Origin of the sequence: Pseudomonas sp., from assembly GCF_050739935.1 — a bacterium.
Classification (GTDB): Bacteria; Pseudomonadota; Gammaproteobacteria; order Pseudomonadales; family Pseudomonadaceae; genus Aquipseudomonas.
Genome location: NZ_JBOICF010000023.1, coordinates 136,904 through 154,375 on the forward strand (window position 1 = coordinate 136,904; position 17,472 = coordinate 154,375).

Here is a 17,472-nt window from a genome sequence, read left to right on the forward strand (position 1 = left end):
TTGCGAGTGAATATATGAAACATATATGCTTCGTATATTCCAAGCGAGGTGAATCATGGGATTGGTCAAGATTTCCGAACAGATGCACGCCAATATTCGCTCGGCCAGCGCCGCGCTGAGTCGATCGATCAATGCTCAGGCTGAGCACTGGATGCGGGTTGGTATGCTCGCCGAACTCAATCCCGGGCTGAACTATTCCGATATTTGCCTATTGCTGATCCGCGCCGAAGCCGACGGGGACGCAATCCTGCATGACCAAGCGGATGACCCCGCCACGAGTGAGACTCATGTCAGGGCGGTGTCGCAATGAGCGTTAGCATCAAGAGCGAAGCGGATTTGGTCGGATTGCGTGTTGCCGGGCGCTTGGCGGCGGATGTATTAGCCATGATCGCGCAGCATGTGAAGCCGGGCGTGAGCACCGAGGCGCTGGATGACATTTGCAATGATTACATTGTCAATGAGCTGAAAGTCACTCCCGCAAACGTCGGTTATCACGGCTTCACCAAAACCACCTGCATTTCGCCAAATACTGTGGTCTGTCACGGCATTCCATCCGCAGATGACATCCTCAAGGACGGCGATATCGTCAACATTGATGTCGCGGTCATCAAAGATGGCTGGCACGGCGATACCAGTCGCATGTATTACGTTGGCGAGGTCAGTCCGCTGGCACGACGTCTGGTTGAAACCACTTACGAGGCGACGCTGGCCGGGATTCGCGTGGTGCGCCCAGGGGCGACGCTGGGTGATATCGGTAATGCCATCCAGAAGGTGGCTCATCGCGAGGGTTTCAGCGTGGTACGTGAGTACTGCGGTCACGGCATTGGCCGCAGGTATCATGAAGAACCTCAGATCTTGCATTATGGGGCCGCTGGCAAGGGGCTGAAGCTCAAGGCCGGGATGGTATTTACCATTGAGCCGATGATCAATGCTGGCAAGCCCGGAACTCACGTGCTGGAGGACGGTTGGACGGTGTTGACCCGCGACCAATCGCTGTCTGCGCAGTGGGAGCACATGGTCGCGGTGACTGATGACGGTTTCGAGTTGCTGACGCCGTGGCCGGATGGCACCGGTGAATATTCAGCAGTGTGAGGTGGTTCGCGTCTGGACTAATAAAGTCACAATTGTTCAAGTGACGAAAAGCTGACTGAGCTTGTAGGCTTCTTCTCGTTCCCCTGTAGTGCTGCCGCCCGACCGGCTCATGGATGATCAGGCGTGCAGCACTTGGGGAGAACACCAATGTTCTTGACGACAATTCGTCATAACGCGGCATCAAGCTCAAAAGCCGCTCAAGCGAGCCGCATCGTTCATATCTCCGTTACCACGTCTGATATGGACCCGCCCTTGAAGAGCGGAACCCACATCAGCGTCACCTGATATCCCCGAGCTGCAAACTCGCCACTCGGCTTTGAGATCAAAGCTGCTTCGCCGCGTCCACCCCCGCAGCACTGAGTTTGACCGGATATCTGAGCGATGGCTCACCCTTGGCCCCGCTTTCGACACATCCGTCATGTATCAGTCCGGCTTCCTGCAGATGCTCAAGAGTTTCCGCGACAGCATGTTCCCCTCGATAATTATCCAGAACCTCTTTGCCTAGCCCACCTGGATGGGCATGCAACAGGCGTATCAGGACCTCTTTTTTTAGCTCGTTATCAATGGTCATATTTACCTCGCTTTGCTGGTTTCATGAGCGTCGCTTGTAAATACCGACCACTGGATATGCGGTTTGTTTGGAGATTTATCGCCTTAGGTGCGTTTCCATTGGACCTGGGTGATGCCAAGCCCTTCGGCATAAAGCATTGCCAGACGCACGGGGCCTGCTGCGAAACTGCCATCGAGATTCCCCACGCCGGCGTGCAGAGTCGCAAAATGCAAAGCCTCGCTTTCACATAGGTGGCTTGCATGATGGCAAAAGTGCCGGGGTTCGCCTCTGAAACGGTAATGAATTTCAAAATCCCTAGAATCATTCATCGTCATGGGCCTGTTGGGCGTTGTGCACGCCGGTCTGAAATTTGAGTACTTCCTGATGTACCTGACAGAGTGGCCGCTGAATGCATCGGCGGTGCTGTCACTTCATTTCGAGATCGATACAGGCTGGCCAGTCCTGCCGGGCCATGGATCGTAAAGCGGGTTCTCTGCCTGAGATAAGTAGCCTGCTATGGGCTGCGATGGGCTACCGACTGCGAGAGAATTGCATTGTTTCATGGCGATTTGAACCATCTGCCGATAAGCGGCCATGTGCCACAACTGATTGTCAGAGAGCTGCCCTGCAATGCCGTGGATTTCGAATAATGACACCCTCATTCGGATACATGGGGGTCTAAAAGTCAGGGCAGGCGAAAGCCAAAACCGGCGGTTAGAAAACTTCTTGCAAAAAGGCAATCTGATGGCCCGCATTCGTAACAATTTCTGGAAAAATCCTTTCTTTTCAATAGATTCCGGGGCGAAACGTATGCGAAGTATGGGTTTAGGCGTGGTGACATTTATTTTGATGGTAGCGGCAATCCCTGCGCAGGCCCGAGATATCAGCAAGAACGATCTGCAAGTGTGCAAATGGGGAGCAGGGATGGCGGCAACTGCCCAGCAATCCAAACTCTCAGGGACAACGCTGTACAGCGCACGGAAGGGGCTGCAAGCGCGTAAATTTTCTCAGCCGTGGATGCGCAAGATGGCGGTAGGGATCACCGAACAAACTTACAGGAGTCCTTCGCGCTTGAAGCCTGCCGCTGTGAAGCAGACATACTACGATGGCTGCATCCAGCACGATCTGGCGCGTAAATAGACCGAATACGGAACGCGCCAGACGTTCAGACGCGTCCCTTGGCTTTTTCGCTGTTTAGCGGCAGTTTCCTGCCAAGTGGTAGTGCTGTGCTTCGGCCGCCGCAGCGTTATCGAATTCAACCCGGTTTTTTTCCGACACCGCGTTGTACGACGGGCAATCCGGGCGATGGTAGACCATGGTTTTCTTGTTGCCCCGAATCGCTACGGTTAGATTGTTCACCTTGACTGAAGGCGTTGCACTTGGCTTCATCGGGTTCGCCAGTATGGATTTCGCCGGAGCTGTCGTCGCAACGGAGCTGCCAGCGCCGAAGCTGGCATTTAGAAAGATTGGCGCATGGTCGGATATGCTGTCACGACCCTGAGCGTGGGTCATGCCAAGGTATTGCGGATAGTTGAAGACCTGAACGTTGTTGACCTTGATCGTGGAATTCTTGCTGACGAAGATGTTGTCGTAAAGGTTGGCGAATTTGCCATCCTTGATCGACAGCGTGCTGGCCCCGTTGAGCACCAGTGGCTTCGCGCTGGCGTCCAGATTGCCCCAGGCCGGCGACGTCGGCGGGGTGTTGAAGTCGCCCATCAGCATGATCTGGTTGTTGCCTGGGTAAGTATCTTTCAGCCAGGCCCAGTAGCTGGACAACGCAGTGATCTCAGAAGCGCGGTCAGCCTGACTTTTGCCATACAGAATATGCACGGTCGCCACAACAAAGGTCGTGCCATCCTTGAGCGACTTGAAGCGGGCAGAGTAGGGCTCTCGTTCGAATGTGTCGCTGCGGTCCAGGTAGGTGACAGCCCCGTCCTCGTAAGCGACCGCATCGTCACGCCAGACGAAACCATACATTTCCTTGTAGGAAGATCGACCCACGGCATGTGAGGCCATTGCGCTCCAGTGTTTGCCGGTCAGGCGGGTCAACTCCTGGGCCAGCGCTTGCAGCGCATCTTCGCTCATGAGTTCCTGCACGGCGAGAAAGTCGACGTTCTGTGCAACTTTCGCGATGCCCTGAAAATCCTTGTTCGGCCGCACACTCAGGTGCTCCAGGTTCCAGGTGCCGATATTGACGTCGGCCGATGCACTTTGCAGAAAGGAGAAAGCAAACAGCAATGAAACAAAAAATCTGAGCATTGGATTCCAACTACGGGCTGGTTGAAGCAAGGACGAGACCTCGAACGAATCTCGCTGGGTAGAGCAGGTCCCTGGCGGTTAAAACCAAGATCCAGGTACCAATGGGACCGGGTCAGTCTTCCTTGGGAACGGTCCAGAAAATCTGCACGCCGCCATCGTCTCGCCAGGCAAGGGTCACGTTGTCGTTTTCGGCGATCTCTTCAAGGAGCTGATTCCAGTCATCTTCAAGTTCGTCCGGGAGGCGAAAGATCAGTGCAGAGCGCGATCTCTGTGCGGTTGGGGCATTGATGATTTTCTGAATGCGAGTAGCCAGGCGTTCATACGAAGCGAGGGCTGAAGCGGCAGTGGTAGACACAAGAGGAGTCCCTTATTTTGCTGTATGTGCATACAGTATTTCACCGTAGGACGTTTCGCAACTGTGAAGTAGGATGAATCTGCGCCGCCGCTCAAGTCTCTGATGTTTCCGACTATTCTTTGGGGAGCGAACCAAAACCGATTGCGTTGATCTGATTCCGCATTGGCGACTCAGTTCGCGATGACCTGAAAATATCGAGGAATCAGCATGAAGATCAAAGGGTTGGCGCTGCCCGTGGCGCTGGTGTGTTGCACGGTGCTGGCCGGATGCTCGACGGCGACGGTGGTGACGTTGCAGAACGGCACGCAATATCTCACCAAGGATGCGCCGAAGACTAAGAGCAAGGACGGGTTTTATGAATTCGAGGACATCTCCGGCAAAACCGTGAGAGTTCGCGCTGACGAGGTGGCGACGGTCAAGAAGGAGGAGTGAAGAAAGCCTGATCGACTTGGTCAGAACAGGCTTTTTGGATTAAAAGACGATCGGTCTAAATAATATTCCCGGAGCGGCCTAGCCGTGATCGCGGAGTCTGATCAACTGCGCGGAGAGGATGTTCGAGCGTTTACCGAACTGCGATCTGACCCGCGCAATCTCCTCTCTTAGCTTGTCGCGAACTTTCATTTGGTCCTCTTCCGACAGCGACTCATACCATTGCCGATGAGCTTCGCGACTCTTTCCGACAGGACCCATGCCTGGAAGAGTTGAAATCAGGGTTTGAATGAAGTCCGCAGCAGGGTCATACCCTTCCTCGGCTCGACTGTCCTTTCTGACCGGGTCCATCATTTTTTCTCCAACAGCCCATCGGTTTGCGTCATCGCCGCATGTCTGCGTGCGATGTCAGAAGGCCGTTATCTTAGCGCAGCGTCAGCGGTGACTCGCATTAAAAACCAGAATTTAACATTGGCGCGGCGCGCACGTGAATGGTCGGACGATATGAAGGGGCGCGGGTGTGATAGACGCCATTCGATGTAGGGAAATTCTGAAGTAACAAGTTACCGCATTCAGGTTGTTGACAAATGTCTCGGTCATTCTCATAGTTTCGTTCACGCAAACGTTTGCGATTCGATCAGGGCTGTCCATTCGGCTTCCCTGACGCCGCATTCGGTGCCGATACAATAATCATAATGTCGGAGTGATTCCATGAAGCTGCCATTCGCTGCACGCCTTCTTGCTGTTGCCATGCTCGCCGCTAGTGCGGTAACCCTGCCTCTCTCTTCTGCCTACGCTGACGACACCAAGAAACCTACCGTCGCTTTGGTAATGAAATCCCTGGCCAACGAGTTCTTTCTGACCATGGAAGACGGCGCCAAGGATTACCAAAAACAACATTCCGCTGATTTCGACCTGATTTCCAACGGCATCAAGAATGAGTCCGATACAGCCGCGCAGATCGACATCGTTAACCAGATGATCGTTAAAAAGGTCGACGCGCTGGTCATCGCACCTGCTGATTCGAAAGCCTTGGCCTCGGTGATCAAGAAGGCCATGGATGCCGGTATCAAGGTCGTCAACATCGACAACCAGCTCGATGTCGAAGTGCTGAAAAGCAAGAATATCGAAGTGCCTTTCGTAGGCCCGAACAACCGCAAGGGCGCCAAGCTGGTGGGTGATTACCTCGCCAAACAGCTGACTGCCGGTGATCAGGTCGGGATCATCGAAGGTGTGCCGACCACCACCAACGCCCAGCAACGCACTGCAGGTTTCAAGGATGCGATGGATGCTGCGCAGATGAAGATTGTCTCCACCCAATCGGGTAACTGGGAAATCGACAAGGGCAACGCCGTCGCGTCGGCCATGCTCAACGAGTACCCGAACCTGAAAGCGCTGCTAGCCGGTAACGACAGCATGGCGCTGGGCGCAGTGTCGGCCGTACGTGCCGCAGGCAAGGCGGGCAAGGTGCAAGTCGTGGGTTACGACAACATCAACGCAATCAAGCCGATGCTTAAGGATGGCCGCGTTCTGGCGACCGCCGACCAGTTCGCCGCTCGCCAGGCAGTGTTCGGTATCGATACCGCGTTGAAGATGGTCAAGGGCGACAAGCTCGACATCAAGGACGGTGTGATCGAGACCCCGGTTGAGCTGGTGACCAAGCCGCAGTAAGCCCGACTTCTCTAACACCCGTAAATACCGTCAGCCCCTATTCCGGGGCTGGCGCGTGGAGAGCGTTATGTCAGCGTCTGCTCAGGCCGCTGTTCTATCTGTCAGCGGTATTGGCAAAACCTACGCCCAACCTGTTCTCGGTGACATCGATCTGACGCTGATGCGCGGAGAAGTGTTGGCGCTGACCGGAGAGAACGGCGCGGGTAAAAGCACCTTGTCGAAGATCATCGGCGGCTTGGTGACACCCACCACCGGCGAAATGCAGTTTCAAGGGCAGCCTTACACGCCAACGAGTCGCACCCAGGCCGAAAAACTCGGCGTGCGCATGGTCATGCAAGAACTCAATCTGCTGCCGACCCTGTCGGTCGCCGAAAACCTGTTCCTAGACAACTTGCCCAGCCGGGCCGGTTTCATCAATCGCAAGAAGCTACGCGAGGATTCCATCAAGGCCATGGCTCAGGTGGGGCTGGAAGCCATTGACCCTGACACCTTGGTCGGTGAGTTGGGTATCGGCCACCAGCAAATGGTCGAAATCGCCCGCAATCTGATCGGCGATTGCCACGTGCTGATTCTTGATGAGCCGACAGCCATGCTGACCGCTCGCGAGGTCGAGATGCTGTTCGAGCAGATTACCCGTCTGCAGGATCGTGGCGTTTCCATCATTTATATCTCTCATCGTCTGGAAGAACTCGCCCGCGTCGCGCAGCGCATCGCTGTACTGCGCGATGGCAAGCTGGTGTGTGTCGACGCGATGGCCAATTACAACAGCGAGCAACTGGTGACCCTGATGGTTGGTCGCGAGCTTGGCGAGCACATCGATCTGGGCGAGCGCAGGATTGGTGAGATCGCGCTGTCGGTGAAGGGCTTGAGTCGCTCCGATAAGGTTCGCGATGTGTCTTTTGACGTTCGCGCCGGTGAGATTTTTGGCATTTCCGGTCTGATTGGTGCCGGTCGCACCGAACTGCTGCGTCTGATCTACGGCGCGGACACTGCAGACAACGGCACGATTTCAGTCGGTCAGCCGCTGCAGACGGTGCGCATCGACTCGCCGGTGGACGCCGTCAGTCACGGTATCGCCCTGATCACCGAGGACCGCAAGGGCGAAGGCCTGCTGCTGTCGCAGTCGATCAGCGCCAACATTGCGCTCGGCAATATGGAAGCGATTTCCAATGGCGGCGTGGTCAATGGCAATGCCGAGATGGCGCTGGCCAGACGTCAGGTGGATGCCATGCGGATTCGCAGCTCAAGCCCGACGCAATTGGTGTCGGAGCTGTCCGGCGGTAACCAGCAGAAGGTCGTCATCGGGCGCTGGCTGGAGCGCGACTGTCAGGTGATGTTGTTTGACGAGCCGACCCGTGGCATCGACGTTGGTGCCAAGTTCGATATCTATGCGCTGCTTGGCGAATTGACCCGCCAGGGCAGGGCGCTAGTGGTGGTATCCAGTGATCTGCGCGAGCTGATGTTGATCTGTGATCGCATCGGCGTGCTCTCCGCCGGACGTTTGATCGACACCTTCGAACGCGATACCTGGACCCAGGACGAATTGCTTGCCGCCGCCTTCGCGGGCTACCAAAAACGTGATGCGCTGCTCTCGGAAGCGGCGCCCAGGAACGACTGATGAAAACCTCGACTACTCCTGCCGCGCTGCCTTCACCAGGCAAGCGCACCGGCAATTACTTCGGGCTGGGCACCTACCTCGGGCTGGCGGGCGCCTTGCTGGCGATGATCGTACTGTTTTCGCTGCTGAGCGATCACTTCCTGTCTTACGAGACCTTCAGCACGCTGGCCAACCAGATCCCCGACCTGATGGTGCTCGCCGTTGGCATGACCTTCATTCTGATCATTGGCGGCATCGACCTATCGGTGGGCTCGGTGCTGGCTCTGGCGGCGTCGGCTGTCAGCGTCGCAATGCTCGGCTGGGGCTGGGGCGTGTTGCCCTCGGCGCTGCTTGGTATGGCCTGCGCTACGGCGGCGGGGACATTGACCGGGTCGATTACGGTGGCCTGGCGCATTCCTTCATTCATCGTCTCGCTAGGTGTGCTGGAGATGGCTCGCGGTGTGGCATATCAGCTGACGGACTCGCGGACGGCGTACATCGGCGATGCCTACGCCTGGCTGTCCAACCCGTTTGCATTCGGCATCTCACCCTCGTTCGTCATTGCGCTGATCGTGATCTTCGTCGCTCAAGCGGTGCTTACCCGTACCGTCTTCGGCCGTTACCTGATCGGCATTGGCACCAACGAAGAGGCCGTGCGTCTGGCAGGGATCAATCCGAAACCCTACAAGATCCTGGTGTTTTCGCTCATGGGCTTGCTGGCGGGTGTCGCTGCGCTGTTCCAGATTTCGCGCCTGGAAGCGGCAGATCCGAACGCCGGTTCGGGCCTCGAACTGCAGGTCATCGCGGCCGTGGTGATCGGAGGCACCAGCCTGATGGGCGGGCGCGGCTCGGTGATCAGTACCTTTTTCGGCGTCCTCATCATCTCCGTTCTGGCGGCGGGCCTGGCGCAGATTGGCGCTACAGAGCCAACCAAACGCATCATCACTGGCGCGGTGATCGTCGTGGCGGTGGTGCTCGACACCTATCGCAGCAATCGCGCACGGCGGCGCGGCTGACATGGCCACTATCAAGGATGTAGCTGCAATTGCAGGCATTTCGTACACCACCGTGTCTCATGTCCTGAATAGAACACGGCCGGTCAGCGACGAGGTACGCAAGAAAGTCGAGGCGGCGATTGCCCAACTGGACTATGTGCCCAGTGCCGTGGCGCGCTCGCTGAAAGCCAAGTCGACCGCGACCATTGGCCTGTTGATTCCCAACGGCATCAACCCGTATTTCGCCGAGCTGGCCAGAGGCATCGAAGACTACTGCGAGCGCAACGGATTCTGCGTGATCCTCTGTAACTCCGACGACAATCTGGAGAAGCAGCGCAGTTACCTGCGGGTATTGCTCGAAAAACGCGTCGATGGGCTGATCGTATCGTCGGTAGGCGGGGGAGACAGTCTGGTCGACAGCTTGTCGGCGGTCCGTACGCCCATGGTCATCGTCGACCGGGCTCTGGAAAATATCAGTGCCGACCTGGTTCGTATCGATCACGAACTCGGCGGCTACCTCGCGACGTCGCACCTGCTGGGGCTGGGGCATCGGCATATTGCCTGTATCTGCGGTCCGGCTCAGACCAGTGTCGCGCGGATGCGGCTGGCCGGATATCGCCGAGCCATGCAAGAAGCCGCCATAGATGTCCCGGACAGTTGGGTGGTCGAAAGCGACTTCACGGGCCCCAGTGGTTATCAAGCAGCGGGCAAACTGCTGGATGGTGACCGCCCGAGCGCGATTTTCGCCGCCAACGACATGGTGGGCATCGGCGCGTTACGGGCCGCCGCAGAGCGTAATGTGCGGGTGCCGACCGATCTTTCGGTAATCGGTTTCGACGATATTCAGATGAGCCAATACGTGTATCCGGCGCTGACCACTGTCGGACAATCGATCCTGCAGTTGGGGGAGCGCGCTGCTGAAGTATTGCTGCGGCGGATTTCGACCCGGGGCGATAGCCCAGTGCAGCAGCTGATCGTCGCGCCGAGTATCGTGTTGCGTGAGTCCACGGCGCCGCCAATCAACGCGTTCAACGAGTTTCGCTGACCCGGGCCGAAGGGGCCGGATTGAAGAGTACAGACGTCATGCAAGCAAAAGTAGTGATAGTGGGCAGCCTCAACATGGATCTGGTCACGCGTGCGCCGCGTTTGCCGCGCGCTGGCGAAACCCTGGCCGGGCAATCGTTCGTCACCGTTCCCGGCGGCAAGGGGGCAAACCAGGCGGTCGCGGCGGCACGTCTTGGTGCCAGCGTGGCCATGATCGGGTGTGTGGGCGATGACGCCTACGGGGAACAATTGCGCTCGGCGCTTATGGTTGAAGGCATCGATTGCGAGGCCGTGACCAACGTTGCAAATGAGTCCACGGGGGTGGCACTGATCGTGGTCGATGACAGCAGCCAGAACGCCATCGTGATCGTGGCCGGGGGCAATGGACACGTCACCTCGGAAGTGGTCGACGGCTTTGATGCTCTGTTGAGTCGCGCCGAAGTGATCATCTGCCAGCTGGAAGTGCCAATGGCCACTGTCGGGTATGTGCTCAAGCGCGGACACGAGCTGGGCAAGACGGTCATCCTCAATCCTGCTCCGGTCAGTGGGCCGCTGCCGGCAGAATGGTATGCCTGGGTCGATTACCTGATCCCCAATGAAAGCGAAGCCACTGCATTGACCGGTTTGCCGGTCGACAGCGTCGCCACCGCCGATGCTGCTGCCACCGCGCTGTTGGCATCGGGTGTGAGCAAAGTCATCGTGACGCTGGGTGAGCAGGGGGCGTTGTTCGCTACGCGGGCCCACTCTCAGCATTTTCCGGCACCCAAGGTCAAAGCCATCGATACCACTGCGGCAGGCGACACCTTCGTCGGTGGTTTCGCGGCGGCTCTGGCGGATGGCAAGCCCGAGTCTGAAGCCATACGTTTCGGACAGATTGCAGCGGCGTTATCCGTCACGCGTTCCGGGGCACAGCCGTCCATCCCGACCCTCAACGACGTTCAGAGTTACCAGCCATGAAAAAAACTCCACTGCTCAACATTGCCTTGTCGCGCGTCGTCGCATCCCTCGGCCATGGCGACGTGCTGATGATTGTCGATGCCGGCATGCCGGTACCGCCGGGCGTAGAGCTCATCGATCTGGCCGTCACCCACGGTATTCCCGACTTCGCCAGCGTACTGAATACGGTTTTGGCAGAGATGCAGGTCGAAAGCCACGTCATCGCTGAGGAGATGCACGAGAGACGGCCTCCGGCGCTGGCTGTACTCAATGAGCTCAACACAGTTGGCCGTCTAGGCGAGCAGCGCCTGATCAGCCATGAGGCTTTGAAACAACTGAGTCGCAGCGCCCGGGCGATCGTGCGGACCGGTGAATGCCAGCCTTATACAAACATCGCCCTGGTGGCCGGCGTGGTTTTCTGATCACTTTGAACGCGTTTCAAACCAACGAAACAGGGAGTTTCCAATGCAGATTTGCCGTCACTTCGTCGTTCAACTGTTCCGGAGCGTTGCACTGTTGACCATCTTCTCCACCGCAGCGGTCCAGGCCGCCGAAAAGCGTGATCTGATCATCGACACCGATCCGGGTGCTGACGACGTGGTCGCGCTGTTGCTGGCTCTAGCGTCGCCGCAGGAGCTGAACGTGATGGCTATCACCACCGTGGCGGGTAACGTTCGCATCGACAAGACATCGCGCAACGCGCGTCTTGCCCGTGAATGGGCAGGGCGTGAAGACGTGCCTGTTTACGCAGGGGCGGGCAAGCCTCTGGTACGCACGCCGATCTACGCCGAAAACATTCATGGCAAGGAAGGTCTGCCCGGTGTGCAGGTGCACGAGCCGAAGAAGGCGCTCGCCGAAGGCAATGCGGTGCAGTACCTGATTGACACGCTGAGCAAGGCCGCGCCGCACAGCATCACCATCGCCATGCTCGGGCCGCAGACAAACCTGGCCCTGGCGCTGATTCAGGCCCCGGAAATTACCCAGGGCATCAAGGAGGTGGTGGTCATGGGAGGGGCGCATTTCAATGGGGGTAATATCACGCCGGTTGCCGAGTTCAATCTCTACGCTGACCCGGATGCTGCCAAGGTGGTGCTCGCCAGCGGCGTCAAGCTGACTTACGTGCCGCTGGATGTAACGCACAAAATCCTCACCAGCGATCAGCGCATCAAGCAGATCGAGGGGCTGAATAATGAAGCGGGGAAAGTAGTCAGCGGCATTCTCAACGAATACGTAAAGGCTGACATGGTGCATTACGGGCTGCCGGGCGGACCGGTTCACGATGCCAGCGTGATCGCTTGGTTGCTGAAGCCGGAGCTGTTCAGCGGCAAATTGATCAACGTCGTGATCGATAATCGGGATGGCCCTGGATTCGGCCAGACTGTCGCCGACTGGTACGACACCCTGGAACAGCCAAAGAACGTGTTCTGGATCGAAAACGGCGACGCTCAGGGCTTTTTCGATCTGCTGACTCGGCGTCTGGCGCGGTTGAAGTAAGCGTCAGTCATGCGCTGCTCAACGCCCCCGACGAGTAGCGCAGAAACATTTGATTCATGAAGTTCTGGGCGCCTTCGGTGCCAAGTTCCTTGACCAGCAGGTCGATCGCAATGATCGCCAGTTCTTCAGGGCTTCCCGGGCTGTGGGCACAGTGTCCCTGCGGCCACTTGGCCTTTATGTCAGCATCGATGAGCACGATTGCCATGGAGTAGCGTCCCTCTCTTAAATATCCGATTGCCCCCGCCAATACCCGTGCTTGAGCGTCGAGCAGATGTGCAGTAAAGCATTTTGTCCGAAATTACGCACTGCGACTTAGGCATGAAGGCCTTGGTTGCAACCACGAATGGATACAATGCCAAACGTTTTGTGACGATTTGTTTGCCATGTCGACCACGGGCTGGGGCAGACTCGGCCCTTGTCTGCGTTGTCTGGCGCTTTCTCGCTGCCATCTGCGAAACCAAGCGTTCACACCGCTGTCGCAGAGGTTCGGGTTCACGTTGAAAATCTAAGGAGGCTGTATGCCCTGGAAATACGCATCATCGGGATTGATTCTGGCAGCGGTACTGCTGGCGGGTTGCAGCAATACTTCCGAGTCGTCATCGCCCACTGAAGCGGCGGTGGCTTCTGATTCTGGTCAGTCCCGTTGTGATGCCGCCGCTGCCCAGTTCGCAGTCGGCAAGCCGGCTTCGCCAGCCTTGCTGGAGCAGGCGCGTGTCAAATCAGGTGCACAAACGGCCAGGGTGCTTGGGCCGAACGACATGGTGACGCTGGAGTATCGGTCCGATCGCCTGAACCTCAATACCGATCAGGCGGCGACGGTCAATCGCGTGAATTGCGGCTGATCATTTTCTCGCACGCATAAAAAACCCCGTCAGTGACGGGGTTTTTTCAGAACGCTTGGATTACTCCGCGCGAACCTGAGCGGCTTGCATGCCCTTTTGGCCTTTCTCAGCCACGAAAGAGACAGTTTGGCCTTCTTTCAGGCTTTTGAAACCGTCGGATTCGATAGCTTTGAAGTGTACGAACAGGTCGTCACCGCCACCCTGTGGAGTGATAAAGCCGAAGCCTTTTTCATCGTTGAACCATTTTACGGTGCCGGTTTGGCGATTAGACATGGTGTATCTCCAGAAACATAATTTTCAGTAGTGCTGTGCTGCTCAGGCCAACTGGGCACACGAGGCCTATCATAGTCGAATTGTGTGAATGCTGGACTTTTTCGGTAAGAACTTTGCGCCAGTGCCGCAAATATATGGGGTGAATCGAGTTGTAACCCATACTATTCCCGCCTTCCTGGCGCTTCGGCGCTATAGCATAAGAATGGCTGAAGCCCGCGAAATACGCGGGCTTCACTTATCTTATAGCTGACATGCGTATCACTCATCCGGTTGCTCAAGCAGCGGAATGTAAATTTTTTATTTTTTGCCGTTTAGGCAGTTCTCGCTCACAGCTTTTTGTAGGCGAGATGTCATTTCGGCACTTGGAGGCGTCGTTTTATCATTCAGCGACGCGATTTCCTTGTCGGAGAAAGTCTTGTTGATCTGCTGAGCGCCACATTCGCAATGAGCCTTTGCGGCGTTGGCGTCCATCGCGGAATTATTCTGGGTCGCTGCAACCTCACATTCGCTCATGTAGGTGGCCTTGGTGCTTGCATCCATCGCAGCCTGAGCACTGACCGGAAGAGCCAGTGCCAACGGTGCGAGGAGGGCGGCGACACTTAGAAGCTTCATGGTGGTTTCCTTCTTGTCTAATGGGCCCGCGATTCGAGGGGCCTTGAACGGAGGTCTCGGATTATCTGACGGCAGTGAGATGTCGCAGTTCAGTTCCAGACAATCCCTACACAGATTGTCGGCAGCTTTATTCACAATCCGCTGTCATGACCCTGACCTAGAGCGGGCGGGCTGTGCTACGATGCGCCTCCTGCAGATTCGCTCGCGTCTCGCGGGTCAGGCTTCGCTCAATGCGGGTCTGTCGATTTCGCACATTCCAGTCACTCTGGTTCGGTCAATGGTTGGCCCCTGGGCTCCTGCCACTGTGAGGCAGGTACACCGCCGAATCGCGTACTGGCTCTATCCCAACCCACGTGACCTTTGGTAGGGGTCACCACTAGGAGAGGAGGCGCCATGCCAACTATTACTCTTCCCGACGGCAGTCAACGTTCTTTCGATCACCCGGTTTCCGTAGCCGAGGTCGCCGCGTCCATTGGCGCAGGTCTGGCCAAGGCCACCGTTGCCGGCAAGGTCAACGGTCAGCTGGTCGATGCCGGCGACATCATCGATGCCGACGCGAGCCTGCAGATCATCACTCCTAAAGATCAGGAAGGCGTAGAGATCATCCGCCATTCCTGTGCGCACCTTGTCGGTCATGCCGTCAAGCAGCTGTATCCGACCGCCAGGATGGTCATCGGCCCGGTCATCGACGATGGCTTCTATTACGACATCGCCTACGAGCGGCCATTTACCCCGGATGATCTGGCGGCAATCGAGCAGCGCATGCAGCAGCTGATCGAGAAAGATTACGACGTCATCAAGAAGGTCACCCCGCGCGCCGAAGTGATCGAAGTATTCAAGGCTCGTGGTGAGGACTATAAGCTGCGTCTGGTCGAGGACATGCCGAACGAAAAGGCCATGGGTCTCTACTATCACGAAGAATATGTAGACATGTGCCGTGGTCCGCACGTGCCGAATACCCGTTTCCTGAAGTCGTTCAAGCTGACCAAGCTGTCCGGTGCTTACTGGCGCGGCGATGCCAAGAATGAGCAACTGCAACGTGTGTACGGGACTGCCTGGGCTGACAAGAAGCAGCTGGCGGCGTATATCCAGCGCATCGAAGAAGCCGAAAAGCGCGATCACCGCAAGATCGGCAAGCGGCTTGGCCTGTTCCATACCCAGGAAGAAGCGCCGGGCATGGTGTTCTGGCACCCGAACGGCTGGACCCTGTATCAAGTCCTCGAGCAATACATGCGCAAGACCCAGCGCGAAAACGGCTATCTGGAGATCAAGACTCCACAAGTGGTCGACCGCTCGCTGTGGGAGAAGTCCGGCCACTGGGCCAACTACGCCGAAAACATGTTCACCACCGAGTCCGAAAGCCGCGACTATGCCATCAAGCCGATGAACTGCCCTTGCCACGTGCAAGTCTTTAATCAGGGCCTGAAAAGCTATCGCGAGTTGCCGATGCGACTGGCCGAGTTCGGTGCCTGCCATCGCAACGAACCGTCGGGTGCCCTGCACGGCATCATGCGTGTGCGTGCCTTCACCCAGGACGATGCCCACATCTTCTGCACCGAAGAGCAGATGCAGGCCGAATCCGCGGCGTTTATTAAGTTGACCATGGATGTCTACGCCGATTTCGGCTTTAAAGACATCGAAATGAAGCTGTCCACTCGTCCTGAAAAGCGCGTGGGTTCCGACGATCTGTGGGATCGCGCCGAGTCTGCACTTGCGGCAGCACTGGATAGCGCTGGCCTGCCGTATGAATTGCAACCGGGAGAAGGGGCGTTCTACGGTCCGAAAATCGAATTTTCTCTCAAGGATTGCTTGGGTCGCGTCTGGCAATGCGGTACATTGCAGCTCGATTTCAACCTGCCAATCCGTCTCGGCGCCGAATTCGTTTCGGAAGACAACGGGCGTAAGCATCCGGTTATGCTGCACCGTGCGATCCTCGGTTCCTTCGAGCGCTTCATCGGAATTCTGATCGAGCACTACGAAGGCGCATTCCCGGCGTGGCTGGCTCCGACTCAAGCAGTGATCATGAATATCACTGATAAACAGGCAGATTTTGCCCTTGAAGTGGAAAAAACACTGGCTGAAAGCGGGTTTCGTGCCAAGTCCGACTTGAGAAATGAAAAGATCGGCTTTAAAATCCGCGAGCATACTTTGCTCAAGGTTCCTTATCTCCTCGTCATCGGAGATCGGGAGGTTGAAACGCAAACTGTCGCTGTGCGTACCCGTGAAGGTTCAGACCTTGGCTCGATGCCGGTCGCTCAATTCTCGGAGTTCCTCGCACAAGCGGTTTCCCGGCGTGGTCGCCAAGATTCGGAGTAATTATTATTAAGCGTGAAATGAGACAAGATAAACGAGCTGCACCGAAGGCCCCGATCAACGAGAATATCTCGGCACGCGAGGTTCGGTTAATTGGCGCTGACGGCGAGCAGGTTGGCATCGTCTCGATTGATGAAGCGCTTCGTATAGCTGAAGAAGCCAAGCTTGATCTGGTAGAGATTTCTGCCGACGCAGTACCACCTGTCTGTCGCGTGATGGACTACGGCAAGTCGATCTTCGAGAAGAAGAAGCAGATTGCTGCGGCGAAGAAAAACCAGAAGCAGATTCAGGTTAAAGAAATCAAGTTTCGTCCAGGGACGGAGGAAGGGGATTACCAGGTAAAACTACGCAACCTGGTACGTTTCCTGAGTGACGGGGACAGGGCCAAGGTATCGTTGAGATTCCGCGGTCGTGAGATGGCCCACCAGGAGCTGGGTATGGAGCTGTTGAAGCGGGTTGAAGCTGACCTGCTCGAATACGGCGCCGTCGAACAGCATCCTAAGATGGAAGGACGCCAGCTGATTATGGTCATCGCCCCGAAAAAGAAGAAATAACCACCAGGGCACGGCAGGCCTTGCGGTTATGTTTATCAACTGAATGCGGAGTATCCGAACATGCCAAAGATGAAGACTAAAAGTGGTGCAGCTAAGCGGTTTCTGAAAACCGCGAATGGCATCAAGCACAAGCACGCTTTCAAGAGCCACATCCTGACCAAAATGTCGACCAAGCGTAAGCGTCAACTGCGCGGAAGCAGCTTGCTGCATCCGTCTGACGTGGCAAAAGTCGAGCGCATGCTGCGCCTTCGTTAATTTTGATCAAGAAATAGAGGAAGTAACTCATGGCTCGTGTAAAGCGTGGCGTCATTGCCCGTAAGCGTCACAAGAAAATTCTGAAACTTGCTAAAGGCTACTACGGCGCGCGTTCACGCGTATTCCGTGTTGCCAAGCAAGCGGTAATCAAGGCTGGCCAATACGCCTACCGTGACCGTCGTCAGAAAAAACGTCAGTTCC

At 56.6% G+C, this 17,472-nt stretch carries 24 protein-coding genes; 16 read left to right on the forward strand and 8 right to left on the reverse strand.

Annotation, left to right across the window (positions count from 1 at the left end; genetic code table 11):
* Positions 1 to 55: 55 nt before the first annotated feature.
* Together ACRER8_RS04165 and map are read left to right on the forward strand one after the other, a co-directional pair.
* Complete coding sequence (locus ACRER8_RS04165) at positions 56 to 310, forward strand: ParD-like family protein (RefSeq protein ID WP_431745087.1); 255 nt, start codon at positions 56 to 58, stop codon at positions 308 to 310.
* Positions 307 to 1,092 (forward strand): type I methionyl aminopeptidase, encoded by a 786-nt coding sequence (gene map / locus ACRER8_RS04170; RefSeq protein WP_431745088.1) that lies wholly within the window; start codon positions 307 to 309, stop codon positions 1,090 to 1,092. Before ACRER8_RS04165 ends, map begins: the two co-directional genes overlap by 4 nt.
* Before the next feature lie 322 nt (positions 1,093 to 1,414).
* Here the strand turns inward: map and ACRER8_RS04175 are convergent, their stop codons facing one another.
* Positions 1,415 to 1,663, reverse strand: a complete 249-nt coding sequence (locus ACRER8_RS04175) for a hypothetical protein (protein ID WP_431745089.1) — start codon at positions 1,661 to 1,663, stop codon at positions 1,415 to 1,417.
* Between the two features lie 83 nt (positions 1,664 to 1,746).
* The gene (locus ACRER8_RS04180) at positions 1,747 to 1,971 is read right to left on the reverse strand and encodes a DUF6555 family protein (RefSeq protein WP_431745111.1); all 225 of its coding nucleotides are present in this window, start codon (positions 1,969 to 1,971) and stop codon (positions 1,747 to 1,749) included.
* A gap of 481 nt (positions 1,972 to 2,452) precedes the next feature.
* Here ACRER8_RS04180 and ACRER8_RS04185 point away from each other — a divergent pair, with 481 nt between their 5' ends.
* Positions 2,453 to 2,782, forward strand: a complete 330-nt coding sequence (locus tag ACRER8_RS04185) for a hypothetical protein (RefSeq protein ID WP_431745112.1) — start codon at positions 2,453 to 2,455, stop codon at positions 2,780 to 2,782.
* A gap of 54 nt (positions 2,783 to 2,836) precedes the next feature.
* On the opposite strand, the gene ACRER8_RS04190 is transcribed toward ACRER8_RS04185, so the two are convergent.
* Positions 2,837 to 3,901, reverse strand: a complete 1,065-nt coding sequence (locus ACRER8_RS04190) for an endonuclease/exonuclease/phosphatase family protein (RefSeq protein ID WP_431745090.1) — start codon at positions 3,899 to 3,901, stop codon at positions 2,837 to 2,839.
* 112 nt (positions 3,902 to 4,013) lie between these two features.
* A complete protein-coding gene (locus ACRER8_RS04195; RefSeq protein ID WP_431745091.1) occupies positions 4,014 to 4,256 on the reverse strand; it encodes a DUF1654 domain-containing protein in 243 nt (80 codons plus the stop codon).
* 207 nt (positions 4,257 to 4,463) lie between these two features.
* On the opposite strand from ACRER8_RS04195, the gene ACRER8_RS04200 reads away from it, so the two are divergent.
* Positions 4,464 to 4,688 (forward strand): YgdI/YgdR family lipoprotein, encoded by a 225-nt coding sequence (locus ACRER8_RS04200; protein ID WP_431745092.1) that lies wholly within the window; start codon positions 4,464 to 4,466, stop codon positions 4,686 to 4,688.
* Positions 4,689 to 4,766: 78 nt separating this feature from the next.
* Here the strand turns inward: ACRER8_RS04200 and ACRER8_RS04205 are convergent, their stop codons facing one another.
* Positions 4,767 to 5,039 (reverse strand): hypothetical protein, encoded by a 273-nt coding sequence (locus ACRER8_RS04205; protein WP_431745093.1) that lies wholly within the window; start codon positions 5,037 to 5,039, stop codon positions 4,767 to 4,769.
* Positions 5,040 to 5,396: 357 nt separating this feature from the next.
* Between ACRER8_RS04205 and ACRER8_RS04210 the strand changes: the two genes are divergently transcribed.
* The 7 genes from ACRER8_RS04210 to ACRER8_RS04240 all read left to right on the forward strand — a co-directional run bounded on the left by ACRER8_RS04210 (position 5,397) and on the right by ACRER8_RS04240 (position 12,422).
* Positions 5,397 to 6,356 (forward strand): sugar ABC transporter substrate-binding protein, encoded by a 960-nt coding sequence (locus ACRER8_RS04210; protein ID WP_431745094.1) that lies wholly within the window; start codon positions 5,397 to 5,399, stop codon positions 6,354 to 6,356.
* A 67-nt stretch (positions 6,357 to 6,423) separates the two neighbouring features.
* On the forward strand, positions 6,424 to 7,974 hold the full coding sequence (locus ACRER8_RS04215) for a sugar ABC transporter ATP-binding protein (RefSeq protein ID WP_431745095.1): 1,551 nt from the start codon (positions 6,424 to 6,426) through the stop codon (positions 7,972 to 7,974).
* Positions 7,974 to 8,969, forward strand: coding sequence for an ABC transporter permease (locus ACRER8_RS04220; protein ID WP_431745096.1), 996 nt, complete (start codon positions 7,974 to 7,976; stop codon positions 8,967 to 8,969). The genes ACRER8_RS04215 and ACRER8_RS04220 overlap by 1 nt, the downstream gene beginning before the upstream one ends.
* Position 8,970: 1 nt before the next feature.
* Positions 8,971 to 9,993 carry a LacI family DNA-binding transcriptional regulator gene (locus tag ACRER8_RS04225; RefSeq protein WP_431745097.1) on the forward strand — a complete coding sequence of 341 codons (1,023 nt, stop codon included), beginning with the start codon at positions 8,971 to 8,973 and terminating at the stop codon, positions 9,991 to 9,993.
* Between the two features lie 38 nt (positions 9,994 to 10,031).
* A complete protein-coding gene (rbsK, locus tag ACRER8_RS04230; protein ID WP_431745098.1) occupies positions 10,032 to 10,949 on the forward strand; it encodes a ribokinase in 918 nt (305 codons plus the stop codon).
* Positions 10,946 to 11,350, forward strand: a complete 405-nt coding sequence (gene rbsD, locus ACRER8_RS04235) for a D-ribose pyranase (RefSeq protein WP_431745099.1) — start codon at positions 10,946 to 10,948, stop codon at positions 11,348 to 11,350. Before rbsK ends, rbsD begins: the two co-directional genes overlap by 4 nt.
* Before the next feature lie 43 nt (positions 11,351 to 11,393).
* The gene (locus ACRER8_RS04240) at positions 11,394 to 12,422 is read left to right on the forward strand and encodes a nucleoside hydrolase (RefSeq protein ID WP_431745100.1); all 1,029 of its coding nucleotides are present in this window, start codon (positions 11,394 to 11,396) and stop codon (positions 12,420 to 12,422) included.
* 7 nt (positions 12,423 to 12,429) lie between these two features.
* Here the strand turns inward: ACRER8_RS04240 and ACRER8_RS04245 are convergent, their stop codons facing one another.
* The gene (locus ACRER8_RS04245) at positions 12,430 to 12,627 is read right to left on the reverse strand and encodes a hypothetical protein (protein WP_431745101.1); all 198 of its coding nucleotides are present in this window, start codon (positions 12,625 to 12,627) and stop codon (positions 12,430 to 12,432) included.
* Between the two features lie 313 nt (positions 12,628 to 12,940).
* Here ACRER8_RS04245 and ACRER8_RS04250 point away from each other — a divergent pair, with 313 nt between their 5' ends.
* The gene (locus ACRER8_RS04250) at positions 12,941 to 13,264 is read left to right on the forward strand and encodes an I78 family peptidase inhibitor (protein ID WP_431745102.1); all 324 of its coding nucleotides are present in this window, start codon (positions 12,941 to 12,943) and stop codon (positions 13,262 to 13,264) included.
* Between the two features lie 60 nt (positions 13,265 to 13,324).
* On the opposite strand, the gene ACRER8_RS04255 is transcribed toward ACRER8_RS04250, so the two are convergent.
* Both ACRER8_RS04255 and ACRER8_RS04260 read right to left on the reverse strand, forming a co-directional pair.
* Positions 13,325 to 13,537, reverse strand: coding sequence for a cold-shock protein (locus ACRER8_RS04255; protein ID WP_007905882.1), 213 nt, complete (start codon positions 13,535 to 13,537; stop codon positions 13,325 to 13,327).
* A 297-nt stretch (positions 13,538 to 13,834) separates the two neighbouring features.
* Positions 13,835 to 14,149: a hypothetical protein gene (locus ACRER8_RS04260; RefSeq protein ID WP_431745103.1), complete on the reverse strand. Its 315-nt coding sequence runs from the start codon at positions 14,147 to 14,149 to the stop codon at positions 13,835 to 13,837.
* A 393-nt stretch (positions 14,150 to 14,542) separates the two neighbouring features.
* Here ACRER8_RS04260 and thrS point away from each other — a divergent pair, with 393 nt between their 5' ends.
* The 4 genes from thrS to rplT form a co-directional block, all read left to right on the forward strand.
* A complete protein-coding gene (gene thrS / locus ACRER8_RS04265; RefSeq protein WP_431745104.1) occupies positions 14,543 to 16,465 on the forward strand; it encodes a threonine--tRNA ligase in 1,923 nt (640 codons plus the stop codon).
* Entirely contained in the window at positions 16,465 to 17,016 is a 552-nt protein-coding gene (gene infC / locus ACRER8_RS04270; protein ID WP_199885129.1) for a translation initiation factor IF-3, read from the forward strand. Before thrS ends, infC begins: the two co-directional genes overlap by 1 nt.
* 60 nt (positions 17,017 to 17,076) lie before the next feature.
* Positions 17,077 to 17,271, forward strand: a complete 195-nt coding sequence (rpmI, locus tag ACRER8_RS04275; RefSeq protein ID WP_002553160.1) for a 50S ribosomal protein L35 — start codon at positions 17,077 to 17,079, stop codon at positions 17,269 to 17,271.
* 29 nt (positions 17,272 to 17,300) lie between these two features.
* On the forward strand, positions 17,301 to 17,472 hold a 172-nt coding region (gene rplT / locus ACRER8_RS04280), incomplete at its 3' end, for a 50S ribosomal protein L20 (RefSeq protein WP_431745113.1).

Bases quoted from the DNA above. Each gene is read 5' to 3' on its own strand.
- ACRER8_RS04200 (WP_431745092.1), top strand. From the start codon at position 4,464: ATGAAGATCAAAGGGTTGGCGCTGCCCGTGGCGCTGGTGTGTTGCACG.
- ACRER8_RS04240 (WP_431745100.1), top strand. From the start codon at position 11,394: ATGCAGATTTGCCGTCACTTCGTCGTTCAACTGTTCCGGAGCGTTGCA.
- ACRER8_RS04250 (WP_431745102.1), top strand. From the start codon at position 12,941: ATGCCCTGGAAATACGCATCATCGGGATTGATTCTGGCAGCGGTACTG.
- thrS (WP_431745104.1), top strand. From the start codon at position 14,543: ATGCCAACTATTACTCTTCCCGACGGCAGTCAACGTTCTTTCGATCAC.
- ACRER8_RS04175 (WP_431745089.1), bottom strand. From the start codon at position 1,663: ATGACCATTGATAACGAGCTAAAAAAAGAGGTCCTGATACGCCTGTTG.
- rbsD (WP_431745099.1), top strand. From the start codon at position 10,946: ATGAAAAAAACTCCACTGCTCAACATTGCCTTGTCGCGCGTCGTCGCA.
- ACRER8_RS04190 (WP_431745090.1), bottom strand. From the start codon at position 3,901: ATGCTCAGATTTTTTGTTTCATTGCTGTTTGCTTTCTCCTTTCTGCAA.
- ACRER8_RS04220 (WP_431745096.1), top strand. From the start codon at position 7,974: ATGAAAACCTCGACTACTCCTGCCGCGCTGCCTTCACCAGGCAAGCGC.
- ACRER8_RS04260 (WP_431745103.1), bottom strand. From the start codon at position 14,149: ATGAAGCTTCTAAGTGTCGCCGCCCTCCTCGCACCGTTGGCACTGGCT.
- map (WP_431745088.1), top strand. From the start codon at position 307: ATGAGCGTTAGCATCAAGAGCGAAGCGGATTTGGTCGGATTGCGTGTT.
- rbsK (WP_431745098.1), top strand. From the start codon at position 10,032: ATGCAAGCAAAAGTAGTGATAGTGGGCAGCCTCAACATGGATCTGGTC.
- ACRER8_RS04210 (WP_431745094.1), top strand. From the start codon at position 5,397: ATGAAGCTGCCATTCGCTGCACGCCTTCTTGCTGTTGCCATGCTCGCC.
- rpmI (WP_002553160.1), top strand. From the start codon at position 17,077: ATGCCAAAGATGAAGACTAAAAGTGGTGCAGCTAAGCGGTTTCTGAAA.
- ACRER8_RS04255 (WP_007905882.1), bottom strand. From the start codon at position 13,537: ATGTCTAATCGCCAAACCGGCACCGTAAAATGGTTCAACGATGAAAAA.
- ACRER8_RS04185 (WP_431745112.1), top strand. From the start codon at position 2,453: ATGCGAAGTATGGGTTTAGGCGTGGTGACATTTATTTTGATGGTAGCG.
- ACRER8_RS04165 (WP_431745087.1), top strand. From the start codon at position 56: ATGGGATTGGTCAAGATTTCCGAACAGATGCACGCCAATATTCGCTCG.
- ACRER8_RS04180 (WP_431745111.1), bottom strand. From the start codon at position 1,971: ATGAATGATTCTAGGGATTTTGAAATTCATTACCGTTTCAGAGGCGAA.
- ACRER8_RS04245 (WP_431745101.1), bottom strand. From the start codon at position 12,627: ATGGCAATCGTGCTCATCGATGCTGACATAAAGGCCAAGTGGCCGCAG.
- ACRER8_RS04205 (WP_431745093.1), bottom strand. From the start codon at position 5,039: ATGATGGACCCGGTCAGAAAGGACAGTCGAGCCGAGGAAGGGTATGAC.
- ACRER8_RS04225 (WP_431745097.1), top strand. From the start codon at position 8,971: ATGGCCACTATCAAGGATGTAGCTGCAATTGCAGGCATTTCGTACACC.
- ACRER8_RS04215 (WP_431745095.1), top strand. From the start codon at position 6,424: ATGTCAGCGTCTGCTCAGGCCGCTGTTCTATCTGTCAGCGGTATTGGC.